Annotated in this window: 15 protein-coding genes; 10 read left to right on the top strand and 5 right to left on the bottom strand. The window is 43.5% G+C overall.

What is annotated here, in order from left to right:
- Positions 1 to 6 precede the first annotated feature (6 nt).
- Both ACAM37_RS04190 and ACAM37_RS04185 read left to right on the top strand, forming a co-directional pair.
- Entirely contained in the window at positions 7 to 1,191 is a 1,185-nt protein-coding gene (locus tag ACAM37_RS04190; protein ID WP_369626654.1) for an aspartate aminotransferase family protein, read from the top strand.
- Between the two features lie 127 nt (positions 1,192 to 1,318).
- Positions 1,319 to 2,251 (top strand): manganese-dependent inorganic pyrophosphatase, encoded by a 933-nt coding sequence (locus tag ACAM37_RS04185; protein ID WP_369626653.1) that lies wholly within the window; start codon positions 1,319 to 1,321, stop codon positions 2,249 to 2,251.
- 62 nt (positions 2,252 to 2,313) lie between these two features.
- Here ACAM37_RS04185 and ACAM37_RS04180 read toward each other — a convergent pair whose 3' ends face one another.
- On the bottom strand, positions 2,314 to 3,273 hold the full coding sequence (locus ACAM37_RS04180) for a TerC family protein (protein ID WP_369626830.1): 960 nt from the start codon (positions 3,271 to 3,273) through the stop codon (positions 2,314 to 2,316).
- 436 nt (positions 3,274 to 3,709) lie between these two features.
- Here ACAM37_RS04180 and dinB point away from each other — a divergent pair, with 436 nt between their 5' ends.
- On the top strand, positions 3,710 to 4,765 hold the full coding sequence (gene dinB / locus ACAM37_RS04175) for a DNA polymerase IV (protein WP_369626652.1): 1,056 nt from the start codon (positions 3,710 to 3,712) through the stop codon (positions 4,763 to 4,765).
- Positions 4,766 to 4,926: 161 nt separating this feature from the next.
- On the opposite strand, the gene acnB is transcribed toward dinB, so the two are convergent.
- On the bottom strand, positions 4,927 to 7,527 hold the full coding sequence (gene acnB / locus ACAM37_RS04170) for a bifunctional aconitate hydratase 2/2-methylisocitrate dehydratase (RefSeq protein WP_369626651.1): 2,601 nt from the start codon (positions 7,525 to 7,527) through the stop codon (positions 4,927 to 4,929).
- Positions 7,528 to 7,917: 390 nt separating this feature from the next.
- Here acnB and lipA point away from each other — a divergent pair, with 390 nt between their 5' ends.
- The 5 genes from lipA to ACAM37_RS04145 all read left to right on the top strand — a co-directional run bounded on the left by lipA (position 7,918) and on the right by ACAM37_RS04145 (position 12,524).
- Positions 7,918 to 9,006 carry a lipoyl synthase gene (lipA, locus tag ACAM37_RS04165; protein ID WP_203171987.1) on the top strand — a complete coding sequence of 363 codons (1,089 nt, stop codon included), beginning with the start codon at positions 7,918 to 7,920 and terminating at the stop codon, positions 9,004 to 9,006.
- Positions 9,007 to 9,118: 112 nt separating this feature from the next.
- On the top strand, positions 9,119 to 10,006 hold the full coding sequence (locus ACAM37_RS04160) for an alpha/beta fold hydrolase (RefSeq protein ID WP_369626650.1): 888 nt from the start codon (positions 9,119 to 9,121) through the stop codon (positions 10,004 to 10,006).
- Positions 10,007 to 10,202: 196 nt separating this feature from the next.
- Entirely contained in the window at positions 10,203 to 10,637 is a 435-nt protein-coding gene (locus tag ACAM37_RS04155) for an RNA-binding S4 domain-containing protein (RefSeq protein WP_036598052.1), read from the top strand.
- 125 nt (positions 10,638 to 10,762) lie between these two features.
- The gene (gene murB, locus ACAM37_RS04150) at positions 10,763 to 11,872 is read left to right on the top strand and encodes a UDP-N-acetylmuramate dehydrogenase (protein ID WP_369626649.1); all 1,110 of its coding nucleotides are present in this window, start codon (positions 10,763 to 10,765) and stop codon (positions 11,870 to 11,872) included.
- The gene (locus tag ACAM37_RS04145; protein ID WP_076774159.1) at positions 11,847 to 12,524 is read left to right on the top strand and encodes a YdcF family protein; all 678 of its coding nucleotides are present in this window, start codon (positions 11,847 to 11,849) and stop codon (positions 12,522 to 12,524) included. Before murB ends, ACAM37_RS04145 begins: the two co-directional genes overlap by 26 nt.
- Before the next feature lies 1 nt (position 12,525).
- Here the strand turns inward: ACAM37_RS04145 and ACAM37_RS04140 are convergent, their stop codons facing one another.
- Complete coding sequence (locus tag ACAM37_RS04140) at positions 12,526 to 12,849, bottom strand: rhodanese-like domain-containing protein (protein WP_313421342.1); 324 nt, start codon at positions 12,847 to 12,849, stop codon at positions 12,526 to 12,528.
- Between the two features lie 285 nt (positions 12,850 to 13,134).
- On the opposite strand from ACAM37_RS04140, the gene ccoS reads away from it, so the two are divergent.
- Complete coding sequence (gene ccoS, locus ACAM37_RS04135) at positions 13,135 to 13,365, top strand: cbb3-type cytochrome oxidase assembly protein CcoS (RefSeq protein ID WP_007117308.1); 231 nt, start codon at positions 13,135 to 13,137, stop codon at positions 13,363 to 13,365.
- A 90-nt stretch (positions 13,366 to 13,455) separates the two neighbouring features.
- Positions 13,456 to 14,400: a sulfite exporter TauE/SafE family protein gene (locus ACAM37_RS04130; protein WP_369626648.1), complete on the top strand. Its 945-nt coding sequence runs from the start codon at positions 13,456 to 13,458 to the stop codon at positions 14,398 to 14,400.
- A gap of 416 nt (positions 14,401 to 14,816) precedes the next feature.
- Here the strand turns inward: ACAM37_RS04130 and ACAM37_RS04125 are convergent, their stop codons facing one another.
- Together ACAM37_RS04125 and mfd are read right to left on the bottom strand one after the other, a co-directional pair.
- The gene (locus ACAM37_RS04125; protein ID WP_007117306.1) at positions 14,817 to 15,020 is read right to left on the bottom strand and encodes an oxidoreductase-like domain-containing protein; all 204 of its coding nucleotides are present in this window, start codon (positions 15,018 to 15,020) and stop codon (positions 14,817 to 14,819) included.
- A 69-nt stretch (positions 15,021 to 15,089) separates the two neighbouring features.
- Complete coding sequence (gene mfd / locus ACAM37_RS04120; RefSeq protein WP_369626647.1) at positions 15,090 to 18,692, bottom strand: transcription-repair coupling factor; 3,603 nt, start codon at positions 18,690 to 18,692, stop codon at positions 15,090 to 15,092.
- Positions 18,693 to 18,881: the final 189 nt, after the last annotated feature.

Below are 18,881 nucleotides of genomic sequence, written 5' to 3'. Positions count from 1 at the left end.
ATCCCCATGAGCTCTTATTTACTCCCCACCTATAAACGCCAGCCCATTAGCTTTGTTAAAGGTCAAGGTAGTTACCTTTATACCGCTGACGGAACACCGTATTTGGATGCGTTAACAGGGATTGCTGTCTGTGGACTGGGGCATTGTCATCCGCGTGTCACTGCTGCGATTGCCGATCAAGCCGCAACGCTTGTGCATACTAGCAATCTTTTTGGTATTGATTGGCAAGAGCGCGCGGGTGAAAAGTTATGCCAAGTCGCAGGCATGGATAAAGTGTTTTTTGCCAATAGCGGTGCTGAGGCCAATGAAGCAGCATTAAAAATGGCGCGACTGTTTGCATCAAATCGTGGGCAAACCCAAGCCAAAGTGATTGTGATGGAAAAATCGTTTCATGGACGTACCCTACTGACCGTATCCGCCACCGCAAATCCAATGGCTAGAGCAGGATTTTTTACCTTAGATGATGATTTTATTCGTGTGCCTTTTGGGGATATTGAAGCGATTAGCCAAGCGATTGCCGATAACGACAATGTTTGTGCTGTGATGCTTGAGCCTATCCAAGGTGAAAGTGGCGTCAACACTGCGACCAATGGCTTTGATTTTTTAACCCAAGTTCGCAAAGTTTGCGATGACCATGACTTACTAATGATTTTAGATGAAGTGCAAACGGGCAATGGTCGTACGGGGCGATATTTCGCTTATCAACATTCATCTATCAAACCTGATATTTTGACCACAGCAAAAGGGTTGGGGAATGGTTTTCCTGTGGGTGCGTGCATGACCAGCGCAAAAGCCAATGATATTTTTAGTTATGGCTCACACGGCTCAACGTATGGTGGTACACCGCTTGCTTGCCGTGTGGTTAGCGAAGTGATTGATGTCATTGATGATGAAAATATGATGGCAACTACCTTGAGCAATAGCGCAGCATTGATTGAGCAAATCACCAGCGAGCTGGGTAGCGAAGGGGTTACTGTACGCGGAAAAGGCATGATGCTAGGGGTGGTGATGCCACAGGACCGCGGCATTGCATTTGATACTTTAGTCGATAAAGCGCGTGACAATCATCATCTAATCATCAATGTGGCAGGCGGTAATGCCATTCGTTTATTGCCACCGCTCAACATGAGTGCCGATGAAACCGCCCAAATCGGCGAGCGCCTTATTCACCTTATCCAATCAGCCATGTAGTTTTTTTGCACTTAATGGTAAAGTTAGCCGATTAGTCAATATCGGCTTTTTCATCGCAAACTTGCCAGTCAACCGTTTGATTTTGACAAGATGATATAATAGCTGTGTTTTATATTGGGGTAATTTTATGACAACCATTGCTGTTTTTGGGCACAAAAAACCAGATACCGATGCTATCGTATCCGCCATCGTCATGACCTATTGGCTCAATCAACAAGGCATAGATGCCAAAAGTTACCGCTTAGATGATATCAATCAAGAAACCAAATTTTTAATTGAACTTGCTAAAGTCCGATTACCAGAATTACTCACCCATCTTGAACCTGACCAACTCGCTGCTTTAGTCGATCATAACGAAAGCCAGCAATCGATTGCCAATCTAGCAGACGCCCATATTTGTTACCTTGTCGACCATCATAAACTTGGTGATTTGACCACTGCCGAACCTGCCTATATTCGATTTGAACCTGTCGGCTCTACCAGCACCATTTTATATCAAATGTTAAAGGAAAGAAATTTGCTGATTTCTCAGCAAATGGCAACATTGATGGCAGGTGCAATCATATCTGATACGCTTAATCTGACAGGTCCTACCACTACAGACAGTGACAAGCAAGCGTTACAAGCAGTCATCCACCTTGCAGGGATTCACGATATAAACAGCTTTGCCAATCAATTATTCGATGCAAAAAGCAATATCAGCGACTTAACGGATGATGCGTTAGTCACTACCGATTATAAACAGTTTATTTTCTCAAATAAAAAATGGGCAATCGCTAGTATCGAAACTGTTAAACCTGATGGGGTGTTGTCGCGCATTGAGGGCATCCAACAAGCCAGTGAGCTAATCCGCCAAAGAGATGGCTTGGATTATATGCTAGTTATTATTGTTGATATTTTAAAACAGCAATCTTGGGCGGTTGGTAGCAACGATGCACAAAATGAAATCATTGAGCAAGCATTTGATACCAGACTCAATGATAAATTGCTTGATTTGGGTAACTTGGTCAGCCGAAAAAAACAATTTGTGCCTACTTTAGAAGCATTTTATGCCAAATAGGCAGTTTTTAATTCACAAAAAAGGGCTAAATTGTTAGCCCTTTTTTTATTCAAAAATATTTTTTATGGTTCAACTTTACCCAAATTCGGAAACTTTACCGATAAAATTGCTGTCACTGTTAGCACGGTGGCAATAAAGCCTAACGAGATAGCCATCGGCACATGGAACACATCAAGCAGCAGCATTTTAGCGCCAATAAACACCAAGATGACACTAAGCGCATAAGGCAATAAATGGAATTTATCCGCCAAACCCGATAACAAGAAGAACATCGCTCGTAGACCCAAAATAGCCAGCAAGTTTGCCGTCAAAACAATAAATGGGTCGGTAGTGACCGCAAAAATTGCAGGAATCGAATCCACCGCAAAAATCACATCTGACAATTCAACCAAGATAAGCACCACCGCTAACGGGGTAAAATATTTTACGCCATTTTTGATGATGGTGAATTTATCACCGTGCATATCATCAGTGACCCTCAGATATTTTTGCAAAAACTTATACAGCCCTGACTGCTTCGGGTCTGCTTGGTCGTCATGGTTTTGCCACATTTTCACCCCGGTGTAGAGCAAGAACGCACCAAAAATATATAAAATCCAGCTAAACTCTGTGACAAGCCAAGCACCTGCAAAAATCATCACCGTACGCATGATGATAGCACCCAATACGCCATACAATAAGATTTTACGCTGCATCACTGGGTTTACCGCAAACGCCGCAAAAATCATCAACCATACAAAGACGTTATCAATGGCGAGCGATTTTTCCAGTAAATATCCTGTAAAAAACTCCCCTACTTTTTGAGTGGCGATAGCACCGCCAAAATTCTGTGATAGATACCACCATAGACCGCCTGCAAACAACACAGACACGCCCACCCAAATGGCACTCCAAATACCCGCCTGTTTCATCGAAACCGCTTCACCATTTTTTGGGGTTTTAAAGGTAAAAAAATCAACCAATAACAGTATCGCTACGATAGCAAAGAACACGGCATACAGCATGGGACTGCCAATGCTCATGGGTTCTGTCATTTGATTTACTGCTGCAAGTAACATTATCGCTCCTTAGTATGCATTTACAAACTATGGCTGGCAATAAGTCAAAGGATTTTGGAAAAACGCTAAGCACAAAAAAACCTTGACTCACACCGACCAAATATGTGGTTGTGTTAAGTCAAGGTCTGGCTTACTATTTGATAATTAGCGCAATATATGGCTAAAAAATAGCTGATTTACCGGTAAGCGGCTACTTACGTAATGACGATAAATCACAAACTGTTAAAGTGAGAAGTTACTCCCCTTGATAGCGATAATGTAGCAGATAAACGATGACTTATCAATTGAATTTATCAATCAGTAAGTTTTGAATTTATTGTTTATGTTAGCTAGCGTATTTAGCGTTTAGACAATTAATTAAATACTTTCCCCATACAGTTAGGATGATAAACTAACACCCATGCGTAAAATTATTCATATCGATATGGATGCGTTCTTTGCCAGTGTTGAGCAACGGGATAATCCTGAGTTACAAGGTAAACCATTGGTGGTTGGCGGTGATCCCAATGGGCGCGGCGTCGTCGCAGCAGCAAGTTATGAGATACGCAAGTTTGGTGTGCATTCTGCCATGTCATGCTATAGAGCCCGTCAGCTATGTCCACAAGCAATTTTTGTCAAACCACGCTTTGAGGTATATCGTGAAGTCAGTGAGCAAATTCGTGCCATCATGCACCAATATACGCCACTGGTCGAACCTTTATCACTCGATGAAGCGTATCTAGATGTCACCGATAGCCCGTATGAAAAAAATTCTGCGACACTAATCGCCAATCGCATTCGCCAACAGATTTTGCAACAAACACAGCTGACCGCTTCAGCCGGCGTGTCTTACAACAAAATGCTTGCTAAAATCGCGTCAGATTTGAATAAACCCAACGGTATTGCGGTTATCACACCTGAGCAAGGATTGGACTTTATCGCCAATTTACCAGTAAAAAAATTTCACGGGATTGGCAAAGCCACCGTCAAAATGTTGCATGACATGGGTATATTTACAGGATTGGATTTACGCAATACCCCAGCGGACGTATTAAAACAACGCTTTGGCAAACGGGGTGATTTCTTTTACCAAATTGCCCACGGTATTGATAATCGAGAGGTTAAAGCTGAGCGCAAACATAAATCTGTCGGTTCCGAGACAACGTTTGTCCACAATACCATGGATGATAAAGTCATTGTGGCTGCCCTATATCGTGAAAATAGCCAAGCGTTTAAAGATTTACAAAAAAAGCAGCGTTACGCTCGCACCATCACCATTAAAATCAAATACAGCGATTTTAGTGTGATTACCCGCTCTCATAGTATTTCCTCCCACTTTGAACAAGAATCTGATGCCCATTATTGGATTCAATGGCTATACGACCATACCCCAAAACTTTTACCCGTACGTTTGGTTGGGGTGACTTATTCAAATTTGTTGCAAGCTGAAGCCTCGCCACAGATGCCATTATTGTAAGGCACTAAAAGCCAAATTTTGCCAAGATATTTTTTAGCTAAACGTTCAAAAAATTTTATATAAAACCTAACTACAGCAAAACCCTGCTATGTTGCAGGGTCTTACTTTATTGTTATCCTACTTAATTAAAATTAGATGAGCCTAACTTAACTTAACGATGGTTAGGTAAGCTGTGCTACGTTAATTTTATTTGCTTCTTCAGTATACTCGCTCATACGGTCGAAGTTTAAGTATTTGTAGATATCAGCTGACATGCTGTTAAGCTTACCAGCATATTGTTGATATTCTTCGTTGGTAGGTAGTTTACCAAGTACCGCAGCCACCGACGCCAACTCTGCAGAAGCCAAGTACACGTTGGCACCTTGACCTAAACGGTTCGGGAAGTTACGTGTCGAAGTTGATACGGCGGTTGATTTTGGTGCGATACGCGCTTGGTTACCCATACACAGTGAACAACCCGGCATTTCAGTACGTGCGCCCGCTTGTGCATAGACGTTGTATAGACCTTCATCCATCAATTGACGTGCATCCATTTTTGTGGGTGGTGCAATCCATAGACGTGTGCTTAAGCTACCCGCAGGTACTTCTTTTAACAACGCGCCCGCTGCACGGAAGTGACCGATGTTGGTCATACATGAACCGATGAATACTTCATCAATCTTGTCGCCCGCAACGTCAGCCAAAGTTTTGGCGTCATCTGGGTCATTTGGACAGCAAAGAATCGGCTCTTTGATGGCGCTCATATCGATAGTGATGTCAGCGGCATATTCTGCATCTGCATCAGCACGTAATAACGTTGGGTTGGCAAGCCATGCCTCCATACCTTTGATACGGCGTGCAATGGTACGGGCATCGCCATAACCTTCAGAAATCATCCATTTGAGTAGGGTGATGTTTGACGTTAGGTATTCTTTTACTGATTCTTCAGACAGGGTGATAGTACAACCTGCGGCTGAACGTTCGGCAGAGGCATCTGATAATTCGAATGCTTGTTCAACAGTTAAGTCTTCTAAACCTTCGATTTCTAAGATACGGCCGTTAAATACGTTTTTCTTACCGGCTTTCTCAACGGTCAGTAAACCTTCTTTGATGGCTTGGTAAGGAATGGCATGTACCAAGTCACGCAAGGTGATACCAGGCTGCATTTCACCGACAAAACGTACACGAACTGATTCTGGCATATCTAATGGCATTACACCGGTTGCTGCAGCAAACGCCACTAGACCTGAACCTGCTGGGAACGAAATACCCATTGGGAAGCGGGTATGTGAGTCACCACCTGTACCAACGGTATCAGGCAATAGCATACGGTTGAGCCATGAGTGAATAATACCATCACCTGGACGTAATGATACACCGCCACGGTTCATGATGAAGTCAGGGAGTGTGTGCTGAGTTTCTACGTCGATTGGTTTTGGATAGGCTGCCGTATGACAGAATGATTGCATGACCAAATCTGCAGAGAAGCCTAAACAAGCCAAGTCTTTTAATTCGTCACGGGTCATAGGACCTGTGGTATCTTGCGAACCCACGGTGGTCATTTTTGGTTCACAGTAGGCACCAGGACGAATACCTTCTACGCCACAGGCTTTACCGACCATTTTTTGCGCTAAAGTATAGCCTTTACCGGTGTCTGCAGGTTGTTCTGGTTTTGCAAAAATGTCAGACGCACCCAAACCTAGATATTCACGGGCTTTGTTGGTCAAGCCACGACCTACAATCAATGGAATACGACCACCGGCACGCACTTCATCGAGGAGCGTTGGTGATTTTAATTCAAAAGTCGCAATCACTTCATCAGAATCATGTTTGGTGATTTTGCCGTCATGTGGGTAGATATCAAATACATCACCCATGTTAAGTTTGCTAACATCCACTTCGATAGGTAATGAGCCCGCATCTTCCATGGTGTTGAAGAAAATCGGTGCGATTTTACCACCCAATACCAGACCGCCGGCACGTTTGTTTGGCACGCCTTGGATGTCGTCACCCATTAACCATAACACTGAGTTGGTCGCTGATTTACGGCTTGAACCGGTACCGACCACATCACCCACATATGCCAATGGAATACCGTCTTTTTTCATCTCTTCGATTTGTTTCATCGGGCCAATCACGCCGTCTTGGTCTGGCACAATGCCTTCACGCGCATTTTTTAGCATGGCTAATGCGTGAAGGGGGATGTCTGGACGTGACCATGCATCTTGGGCAGGTGACAAATCATCGGTATTGGTTTCACCGGTGACTTTGAAGGTTTTGTAAGTGGCTTTTTTTGGTACTTCTGGACGGCTGGTGAACCATTCGGCGTTTGCCCAAGATTGTAATACCTCTCTGGCCACTTCATTACCCGCTTCCGCTTTTTCAGTGACATCATTAAAGGCATCAAATACCAATAAGGTTTTTTTCAGCGCGTCGCCCGCAGCTTTCGCCAATTCTTTATCATCTAATGCTTGAATTAATGGTTCAACGTTGTAACCACCTTGCATATGACCCAGTAACTCAATCGCTTTTAGTTTTGAAATCAGGGGAGAAGTGGTTTCGCCTTTAACGATAGCTGCTAGAAATGCCGCTTTAACATACGCTGCTTGGTCAACCCCAGGTGGAATACGGTTTTCTAATAAGTCTACAAGTGTTTCTTCTTCACCCGCTGGTGGATTTTTTAATAGTTCAACCAAATCAGCCGTTTGCTGTTCGTTAAGTGGCTGTGGCACAATACCCTGTGCCGCACGGTTTTCGACGTGTTTACGATAGTTCTCTAGCATGAATCGTCCTCATAGTCATGTAAGATTATTGTGTTAACCATGCGTCTGAAAGCCCTCTTCACAACACAGTTGAATTTTGAAATGGCTACTAGCCAGCATGGCTTTGGCTAAAAAATTTAACCCTTCTAATATACTTGAAATGTGATGAAATGTTAATGAGAAAATACGTTTTTGTTAACATAGCCATTATTTTTTAAAAAAATAGCCCAATAATTTTTAATAAATGCGTTTAAGCCGATTATCGCTTTTTTTACTAGGATGGAAAATAACTTTGGCTCTGTACTTTAAACAACAAAGCTTATCCCAAAATAGTTTAAATTCGTCAGCATAGATTTCTGTTATAATAACCCCCTAAAATCTGCTAAGTGAATTCAAGGATTAATCATAGCAATGACCGACACTGTACAAACTTTTGCCCCTTCAACGCCGCACACCGATAGACCCATCGCTCGTGACAAATCAAATTGCGACAAGCCCAAACGTCCCGAAGTGGGTGAAAAACTACGTGGCCATGATAAAGTTGCCCGTATTCCGATTAAAATCATTCCAACGGTAGAAACCCCAAAAAAACCTGACTGGATTCGCGTCAAACTGTCATCGCCGAGTGAAGTGGCGCGCATTAAGTCAACCTTACGTGAACAAAAGCTATATACGGTGTGTGAAGAAGCGGCCTGCCCCAACCTCCCCCAATGTTTTGGTGATGGCACTGCAACCTTTATGATTATGGGAGATATTTGTACCCGTCGCTGCCCATTTTGCGATGTGGCGCATGGTCGCCCCAACGCGCTCGATGAGCTTGAGCCGATTCACACCGCTGAGACCATTGCCGGTTTAGGGTTAAAATATGCGGTGATTACCTCGGTTGACCGAGATGATTTGCGTGACGGCGGCGCGGAACATTTTGCCAATGTCATTAAACAATCTCGTCAGTTAAGCCCTAATTGTTTGATTGAGATTTTAGTCCCTGACTTTCGGGGTCGTGAGCAAGTGGCACTTGATATCTTAAGTAACACAGCGCCTGATGTGTTTAACCATAATATCGAAACCGTGCCACGTTTGTATAAAGCGTTTCGCCCAGGGTCGGATTATCAGCATTCATTACAGCTGTTAAAAGATTACAAAGCGCGTCGCCCGGATATCGTCACCAAATGTGGTTTTATGGTGGGTCTTGGCGAGACTGAAGAAGAGGTTTACGCCTTACTGGATGATTTAAAGGCGCATGATGTCGATTTAATTACCATCGGTCAATATTTGCAGCCAAGCAAATCGCACGCCCCAGTTGATAGATTTGTACATCCTGATGAATTCGACCGTTATACTGCACACGGTAAAAAATTGGGCTTTGCGAATATTTGGGCAGGCCCGATGGTGCGCTCAAGCTATTTTGCCGATCGTCAATATTATGGTGAGCCTTGCCCACGTCCTACCCGTGGTGCCAATCCGTTATCAGAAGCGGACATGAAAAAATCAGGCTGTTGATTTATGCGTTGATATGTGCATTGATTTGTGAATTTGTGCGTTGATTTAAAGCCGTCATTAGACGGCTTTTTTATGCTACCCTAATTATAAAATAACTCACAGGAAATCTGCGATGAATAATAACTACACATTCTATTTGCCTAAGGTGACGCCTGTTGCTACGTTACTAATTGTACATGGCATGGCAGAACACCAAAGGCGGTACCAACCCTTTGCGCAATTCTTAGCAAATCATGATATTGCGGTGTTGACGTTTGACCATTTAGGTCATGGACAGCAAGCTTATGACAAGGGTTGCTTAGGCTATATGGGTAACCCCAATCCTGCTGAGTTGATGATTGACAATGTGATGGCGCATGCAGAGTTAATCGCTGAAAAATACCCTGATATCCCCCATTTTATCTTGGGTCACAGTATGGGGTCATTTATCGATCGCTGTATTTTGCAGCGCTATGGTGAGCGATTTGCGGGCGCAGTGATAATGGGTACCTCAGATTTTAATCCGTTGGCAAATTTGTTTGTGCCTGTAACCAAAAACCTTAATCACTTTACCACGCGCCGCACCAATCCGGTATTGGATAAGATTTTAAACCAATTTAATAACCTACCCTTTAGAAAAGAACCCGATTTACAAGGGTTTAATTGGCTGAATTCAGATCCCAAGCAAGTAAAAGCCTACCTTGATGACAAGCTTTGCGGCTTTCAGTTTACCAACAATGGCTATTTTGCGCTCATGTCGTTGATGCAAACAGGCACCAATAAGCATTGGTATCAACAAGTACCCAGGCAGTTACCACTGCTATTTGTCAGCGGAAAAGATGACCCTGTTGGGCAGATGGGAAAAGGCATTCCGCGTATTGTCAAACGTTTGCAAAAAAATAATTTTTCCTCGGTGAGCATGCAGCAATATGAAGCGATGCGCCACGAAATCTTGCTAGAGCCTAATCACCAACAAGTGTATGACGATATTTTGGCTTGGCTCACTCACCATATCAATTAGCTTAAAACCCCTGAGCCTTACTAATGAGTCTGACTGTTCAGTGTTTAAGCAGCGTTTTATAACTGTCATGACGAATAGACTATTAGCCTCGCTTTAACACCGCAGTTGCTTGTTAGAAATATCGATGTGACGTATTGAAAGATTTGAAAAAACAACCATTTAATCTAAAGTTATTCATGCAGTTAAGCTATAGGAAATGTCATTGAGTACAACTGATAAAATTAAAGTGCGTTTAGATAAATGGCTCTGGGCAGCAAGGTTTTATAAAACCCGTACCCTAGCCAAGGAAGCGATTGAATCGGGACGGGTACACCATTTTGGCAATCGCGTCAAGGTTAGTAAAGAAATAGCGGTGGGCGATGAATTGACGATTCGCCAAGGGTCAGCCAATCATTACACCCAAAAGACGGTCAAGGTGCTAGCGCTGTCCGAAGTGCGCGGCAATGCCACAGCCGCCAGTGTGCTTTATCAAGAGACCGATGCCAGTATCAGTCAACGAGAATTTTTCACCGAACAGAAAAAACTTGCCAATCTTGCCCGCCCTGATCATCGCCCAAATAAAAAACAGCGTCGTCAGCTGAGCCGTTTTAGGGATATTAACCATTTTGGCAGTGATGAAGAAGGTTTTTAATTGGCTGTCATGGGGTCATAAAAATCCCGATTTTCCCTGTCATATTTCGTTATAATAAGCACTTTATCATTGCACTAGTCATTGCACTGGCGATGAGCAACTCTGCCAATTATTAACGATATTTTATGACCAATTTTTTTGAACCTAACCCTGTGCAGGCTAATGCTAGCTATGTGGATATTAGCGCATACAATACCATGGCATTGGCCTGTCAAGCCAAACAATTTATCCGTTTAACTCATCTGTCTGATATTGAGCCGACTTTTAAACAACTGGCAGCCCATCAACAAGCGTTTGTTGTGCTATCTAATGGCAGTAATATCATTTTGCCTGAAGTGTTGGACGCGGTTGTTGTGTCGCCCAGTCTTCAAGGTAAAACTATCCTGTCTGAAGATAGCCAAACCATAACACTTGAGGTGATGGCTGGCGAGGATTGGCATACGCTAGTAGTAGATACGGTCCATCAAGGTTGGTATGGACTGGAGAATTTGGCGTTAATCCCAAGCTGGGTCGGTGGTAGTCCCGTGCAAAACATCGGCGCATACGGGGTACAAGCTGAAGATGTGATAGACAGTGTAAAAGCGTTTCATATACCGAGTTTAACGTGGCATCATCTAAGCAAAGCTGATTGCCAATTTAGCTACCGTGACAGCCTGTTTAAACAGCAAGCCGGGCAATGGCTCATTACCAGCGTCATTTTTACCCTCAGTAAAACTGCTAAACCCAATACCCAGTACGGCGATGTGGCAAAAGTTGCACAGCACTATGCGAGTCAAGCTGGTCGCGATGAAGTCACACCCGTGGATACCATGAATGCCATCATCGACATTCGTCAAAGCAAACTGCCCGATATCAACGACTTACCCAATTGTGGCAGCTTTTTTAAAAACCCCATCGTCGCCAAATCTCAAGTTGACCAGCTACTACAGAGCTACCCCAATCTGGTGCATTATCCTGTCAAAGATGCCCAAGGCAATTTGACTGATTACTGCAAAGTTGCGGCTGGCTGGCTTATTGACCAATCAGGGCTTAAAGGCAAAGGCATTGCCCCAATTTTAACGCATGTAAAACAAGCCCTAGTATTGACTAACCATGCGCCAAAAATTGCAACGCAACGTGATGTTGCCAAAAGTATGCAATTTATACAAAATACAGTGCTTGAGAAATTTGGGATAAAATTGGAAGCTGAACCGGTTTGGATTGAATCTGATGGTAGCATTCGCCAAGCTCATTAGTTATCTTGAGCGATTTTTTTCAACCATCAAACGGATTTTGACCGTTGTTGTATTGGTGGGGTGTTTGGTTACGCTCAGTTTTTTCACACCGCTGTTTTCTACCATTGTGTTGTTTATCTTAGATTGCTATCGCCTGCCAGAATCGGCGGTTAGCGTCAATCCTGCAACAGCGATTGTAGTGTTAGGTGGCGGATTAACCAATAACCAGCAAAATGAGATTGTGATTAACCAATTCACCGAAAGTCGATTGATTAAAGCAAGCCAAGTGTATCAGCAGACTGGCTTACCCATCATTATCAGTGGTAAGGAGGCGCCATGGATGGCAAAGTGGCTGCAAAAAAAAGGCATTATGTGGATAGTGGCAGAAAAAAACAGCTTTAACACCTGTCAAAATGCAAAATACACCGCAGAAATGTTCAATGTCAAACAGGTGATTTTGGTAACAGACGCTTATCACATGAACCGTTCAAGACGGCAGTTTGCCATCAATGGAGTGTCTACTATTCCAAGTATCGCCCCATTACCAAAGGCAAATGATTGGCAGCATTTTGATCAGAATCTGCAGCATTCAAGACGTGCCTTATATGAATTATTGGCATTCGCTCGCGATCTTGTAAAACCCCAATACGACTGCCAACCGACCAATAAATAACTTATTTTTGAATCTCTACATTGGTGTAGCCAGCTGACTGCAAGGCAGATTTGGCTTGTTGGGCACGACCGCCACCACGGCTATACACTTTAATGGTATCTGATTTTGCAATCCCTTGCGCCGTTATTTTGGCAAGTAATTCACTGTGTGGAATATTAATAGCACCTGCGGGATGATTCACAGAATATTCTTCTGGGGTACGCACATCAATGACTACTGTCGCCGCGTTTGCTGTTGGCATCAATAATGCGCCCACCATAACAGCCGCGCCTAAGGCAAGCAACTGTTTCTTTGAAAGCTTAAAGATTTTAGGCATCAACATCATAATTTCCTTGTAGAATTTTGAGTTTTAAAACCAAGTTAAACCTCAATGTTTAACCCACTATGATTATAGCATTCATTGTTCGCACTCAAATCACTGAGTTGCTTTGATTTGCAACCCATGTGTTTGTTTTGTAAGCATACATTCGGCTATTGGATGACTCTTTGATTACTCATGAATTACTCAGGCCACGCTGCGACATTTTGCCGCATTTATTTATGCCAAAATAAGCGTATAATGGTTTTTTTAACTTAATTCGTTTGTTACGCCAAGTAATGGGGATGCCCGATGCAAAGCATGTATTTTTTGATTCCTATTAGTCTAGTGCTATTTGTATTGGGTATTTTTGCGATTTATTACGCCATCAAATCACGCCAATTTGATGATTTGGACAATGAATCTCAGCGGGTCATTTTGGATGACAGACAATTTCGCCGCGAACAATTGGGGCAAAATCCCGCCAAGCCTTCATCTTCTCATCCCCCAAAAATACAAGACCCTACTGACGAGCAAAAATAACGCGTTGGTCTTATCTTTCTTCCTGCTGATTTCTTTCTATTGATTTATTTACTTTTTTTGAAAAATTTTTAGACTTTTTTGGAGCATTTTATGACCTGGGCATTATTTTTGGCAGCCTTTAGCATGGGATTGTTCGGCTCACCGCACTGTCTGGGGATGTGCGGTGGCATTGTGACGGCATTTGGGCTGTCGATGCAGCATGTATCTGATAGCAAAAAAAATGGCTTGATTTTGACTTATCATTTGGGACGCCTCATCAGTTATGCCTTGCTTGGATTGATTGCCAGTCTTGTTGGGGTGGCAATCTTTCAGTCCATTATGAGTAATAGTGCGCCAAGAATTGTACTGGGTGCGGTATTGGTGTTGATTGGGCTTGCGATGCTTGGGTTACCGCTGTTTAACGAGTTAGAAAAGTTCGGGATGCGCTTTTGGCAATCGCTTGCCCCGCTACGCAAAAAAGTTTTTCCGATTGATAGCTTTGGTAAAGCTTTGTTTGCTGGCTTGCTTTGGGGATTTTTGCCGTGTGGATTGGTGTATGGTGCGCTCATGATGGCGATTGCTGGCAACAACATCGCTACAGGGGCGGCTCTGATGTTTGTATTTGGGCTGGGTACGATGCCGATGTTGATTGCCACGCAAAAAACTGTGGGGATGCTACAGTCAAGTATTAAAAATTTTCGCCTTCGCCAAATTAATGGGGTGATTATGATGTTGTCTGGGCTTGCGGTGATTTTTATTCCGATGATGATGCACCATAACCATAACCATAACCATGGTTCACATAATCAAAGTTCACACAGTCATGCCATGAATGAGACGAGTATGAACCACGATATGTCGACAATGAATTATTCTGCGTCTCATCCTGCTTCTGTGACAGCTTCGACTAGTATGCCTATGAACCATAATAATATGAGTGATGATATGAACCATAATATGAGCCATAACATGAATCACGACATGCACAATATGCAGGATATGAACGATAAGCACCATGAGGTGGCGATGCCTGCCAGTACCAGTCATAATCACTAGTCATTAATCATTCATTTATATTGCCAAAAAAAACAAACCTCTTAATCGGTATATTAAGAGGTTATCGGTTGCGAATTTTTACGTTTTACGCTTAACTTGCAGTTTAGTTTACATTTCTACCGCGTCATCGCCTTCGTCAAGGTAGATGATATCGGTTTCATATTCAAACGCTTCATTTAACATATCTAACATTGTTTACTCCTATCCTTCTTTATCCAATGATTATGGATTTTTTATTAATTTTAAGGCTTCTGCCATTTTTTAGTTGTTTACTTACTACTTACTATCTATTTTACGTTATCAATGCAACTTCATAACGTCATGATATTTAACGTGAGTTTGATGACAGTAGCATGAAATTCATGTGACAGGAATACGAATTTACAAAAAATTACTTTTATTGAAGAATACTCCAGCTACTGAGCAGGTTTGTCGGTGCCGTAAGTAGTTTTAGGCACGCTTTTGAGTCGCTGTTGCTGTTCGTCATACGCTTGTTTTTGAACGCGGTAAATTTCATACACGCATAGTTCTTCGCAGCCGTTGTCGCAACATTCCCAGTCTTCGGGATAGGTAGGTTCTTCAATCAGGCGTTCGCCATTAGGTAATTGATTTTCCATCATTTTCTAAATCTTCTTTTTCGCTATAACACGCTTATGATGAGCCAATAATTATTTATTATCAGGTCATCATCACGCTTTTAAAGATAATTTCTCTATGAGATTTTTTACCGCGTCAATCCGTCCTTCTGCTGTAGCAAGGGCTTTGTCGTCCATCATTTTTAGCCCTGTCGCTCCATTCATTTTAAATTTTTTCGGATTCGACTGAATAAGCCCAATAATGGTAATGGCTTCCACAGGGGTGCTTGGTGAAAATTCAAAGGTGACTTGCCGCTCATTGCCATCAATCTTGCTTATCTCCAGCGCTTCAGCCATTAAGCGGATTTGGTGAATGGCAAATAAATTTTTGGTCGGCTCCGGCAAACTGCCAAAACGGTCTAGCATTTCGCTGCGGATGCTAATTAGGCTGTCATAGTCTTCAGCATTGGCGATTTTCTTATAAAACAATAGCCGCTGATGCACATCACCCAGATAATCTTCAGGAATGAGTGCCGACAAATGCAGATTAATATCACTGGTTAGCGATAATGGGGTGTTCAAATCAGGTTGTTTGCCTGCTTTGATGGCTTTGGTGGCACGGTTTAGCATATCCATATACAGGTTAAAACCAACCGCTTGCATATTGCCGCTTTGGTTTTTGCCCAGCAGCTCGCCCGCCCCACGAATCTCAAGGTCTTCACTGGCAAGCATAAAGCCTGCCCCCAATGTATTGGCACGGCTAATGGCATCTAGGCGCTTTTGGGCGTCGCTGGTCAAGCCTTTAATAGACGGCACAAGTAGATAACAGTAAGCTTGGTGGTGACTACGCCCAACGCGGCCGCGCAGTTGGTGAAGCTGGGCTAGCCCGAATTTATCGGCACGGTTAATGATAATGGTATTGGCATTGGGGATATCAATGCCTGTTTCGATGATGGTGGTACACACCAATACATTGTGTCTTTTGTGGTAAAACGATTGCATGATTTGCTCAAGCTCTCGTTCTTTCATCTGACCGTGAGCCACTGCCACCCGAGATTCGGGCACAAGCTCTCGCACGGTTTCTGCCATGCGCTCAATACTTGCCACATCGTTATGCAGTAAAAACACCTGTCCGCCACGCAATAATTCACGCAAAATCGCTTCTTTGAGTAAGTTATCAGACTTTTGCATGACAAAGGTTTTAATTGCCAACCGCCTTGCCGGGGGCGTGGCAATAATCGACATGTTGCGCATACCCGATAACGCCATGTTCAGCGTGCGCGGAATGGGTGTCGCGGTCATTGATAATACATCAACATCCGATTGCATGGCTTTGATACGCTCTTTATCTCGGACGCCAAAACGGTGTTCTTCATCGACAATCATCAGACCTAAGTTGGCAAACTTGACATCTTCCTGCAAAATACGGTGGGTACCGATGACGATATCCACTTGCCCATTTGCCAAATCTGCTAAAATTTTGTCGTGTTGTTTTTTGCTGCCAAAGCGAGAAAGCGACTCAATACGAATGGGCCAATCGGCAAATCTATCCAAAAAGTTGTCTTCGTGTTGCCCAGCAAGCAGCGTCGTCGGTACTAGCACTGCTACTTGATACCCTGCTTGCACCGCAATAAAAGCGGCACGCATCGCCACTTCGGTTTTACCAAAACCGACATCACCGCACACCAGCCTATCCATGGGCTTATTTTGCTTCATATCAAACTTAACCGCCTCAATGGCATTGGCTTGGTCGGGCGTTTCTTCAAACGCAAATTGACTGGCAAATAAGTCATATTGGATTTGGTCAATTGGGAAGTTAATGCCCACTTTGGCATCACGGCGGGCTTGCACGTTGAGCAGTTCCGCCGCCACATCATGAATTTGGCTGAGTGCTTTGGCTTTGGCTTTATCCCATTTACCGCTACCTATGGTATGAAGCGGTGCGGTTGCCGAGTCGCCACCTGCATAACGGCTGATAAGCTGCAGATTTGCCACAGGCACATACACACTGGCATCATCTGCGTAGGTGAGATGAATGAACTCTTGCAGTTGCCTATCAATCTCAAGGGTAATCAAGCCTTGATAACGCCCAATGCCAAAATCAATATGCACCACAGGGTCGCCGATGTTAAGCTCACTGACCGATTTAACCAAAAATTCATCAGACACATCGCTTTGGCGACGGCGGCGAGTCTGTAACACCTGCCGTCCAAACAACTGGGTTTCTGAGACAATCGCAAACTTATCGGGGAGTAACGCACCTCGTTCAATCGGTGCAATGGTCAAGGCAATCGCATTACTATGCGCCTCATCCATGTTTGCAAGAAAATCGGTCAATCCTGAAACACTTTGCAAATTAAAGCGTTTTTGCAACAGCTCCGATAAAATCTCACGGCGACCCGCAGTTTCGGCAACCAATAATATCGGTTTAGCAAACTGCTCGCGAAATGCAATCAGTCTTTGTAGTGGCTGAGCAAGTTTGTGGTCAACGGTTAAATCAGGTGGTGTGTCAACCAATGCATTGATTGCCCCTGCTTTGGTGTCATCAATCGGTTGTTCGCTGGTGATAATGCGAGGATATTGGGCAATTTTTTCGTTAAAGATATGTTCTGCCAGATACAAATCTTGCGGTGCCACAATCGGTTTTTCGATATCGTGCCTGCGGTCATTGTAGCGAGTTTGGATTTGTTGCCAAAAATTTTGGTAAGCCGTCTCTATTTGATTATCGACGATAAACAAGCTATCTTTGGGCAAATAACTAAAAAAATCCGAGCCATTTTGCCAAGTATCCGCTTCAAAGAATAACGGCTGATAATACTCCACCCCCGCGGGTGCAATGCCGTTCATCACATCGTTAAACAGCTCAAAACGGCGGGCGGATGTGTTAGCAAAGGTGCTGGCAAAATTGGCGCGAAACGTTTCTTTACCCTCATCCAGGGGAAATTCTCGCGCGGGTAAAATCTGAAAACTGGTGATTTTACCGATGGTTTCACCCGATTTTTTTTGACTATTGATAAACTTAACATATTGATGGGGGTCACTGTCTTTTAACTCATCCAAATCCGCTTGGGTCAAGCTACGCTGGGTTTGCGGGTTAAAAAAACGGATACTCTCAATCTCATCATCAAATAAATCAATGCGCACTGGGAATGGCTGACCAATGGCAAACAAATCAATCACGCTGCCACGCACCGCAAATTCCCCAGGCTCAAAGACATTATCTACCGCATGATAGCCCGCGGTTGCCAGTTTTCGACGTTCGGTTGCCACATCAAAGGTGTCCCCCACTGACAAATCAAAGTGTTGCCCCAATAGCCATGATGCAGGGGCGACGCGGTGCATTAAAGTCTGCACCGAAATCAGTAAAATACCATCAGTTGGCATATGGGTAAGCAAATGAATCCGCTCAGAGACAATGTCATGGTGCGGTGACAACTCGTCATAGGTAAGCGTTTCCCAATCGGGAAATACATGGGCATCGACCCCACTAAATGCCAACTCTGTTTCAAGCTGATTGAGCTGATTTTGGTCACGGGTCACGACCACTTTTAGGCGGTTCTGCTGACCGCTTTCGCTGCTGGTGAGGCTAGTGAGCCATAAGGCTTGGGTCATGCCTTGAAGGTTGCCCAGCCATTTTTTGTCATGCTTAGCATTGTCAAACAACGATTGGTTAAGGCGAAAGGAAAGATGAGACAGTGGGTGTGTAGCATTCGTCATTGTTATCGGTCTTTTGGTTATAAGTCTTTTGAATTAAAAAGGCAAAAAAGAATGACGTTATTGTGGGGGTTTTTGCTGCAAAATTAAAGCTAAAATAGCAGTGTTTTAGCAGACTTTTTGGCAATAACACTTTATCCCTGCAATGCAGCAATCTAGCGTCTTTTACCAAAGTGATATGCAAAAAAACAC

Source organism: Moraxella sp. K23 (assembly GCF_041154765.1).
Lineage (GTDB): Bacteria > Pseudomonadota > Gammaproteobacteria > Pseudomonadales > Moraxellaceae > Faucicola > Faucicola tetraodonis.
Note: the sequence above shows the minus strand (reverse complement) of the source record. Positions and strands in the feature narration are given on the sequence as shown.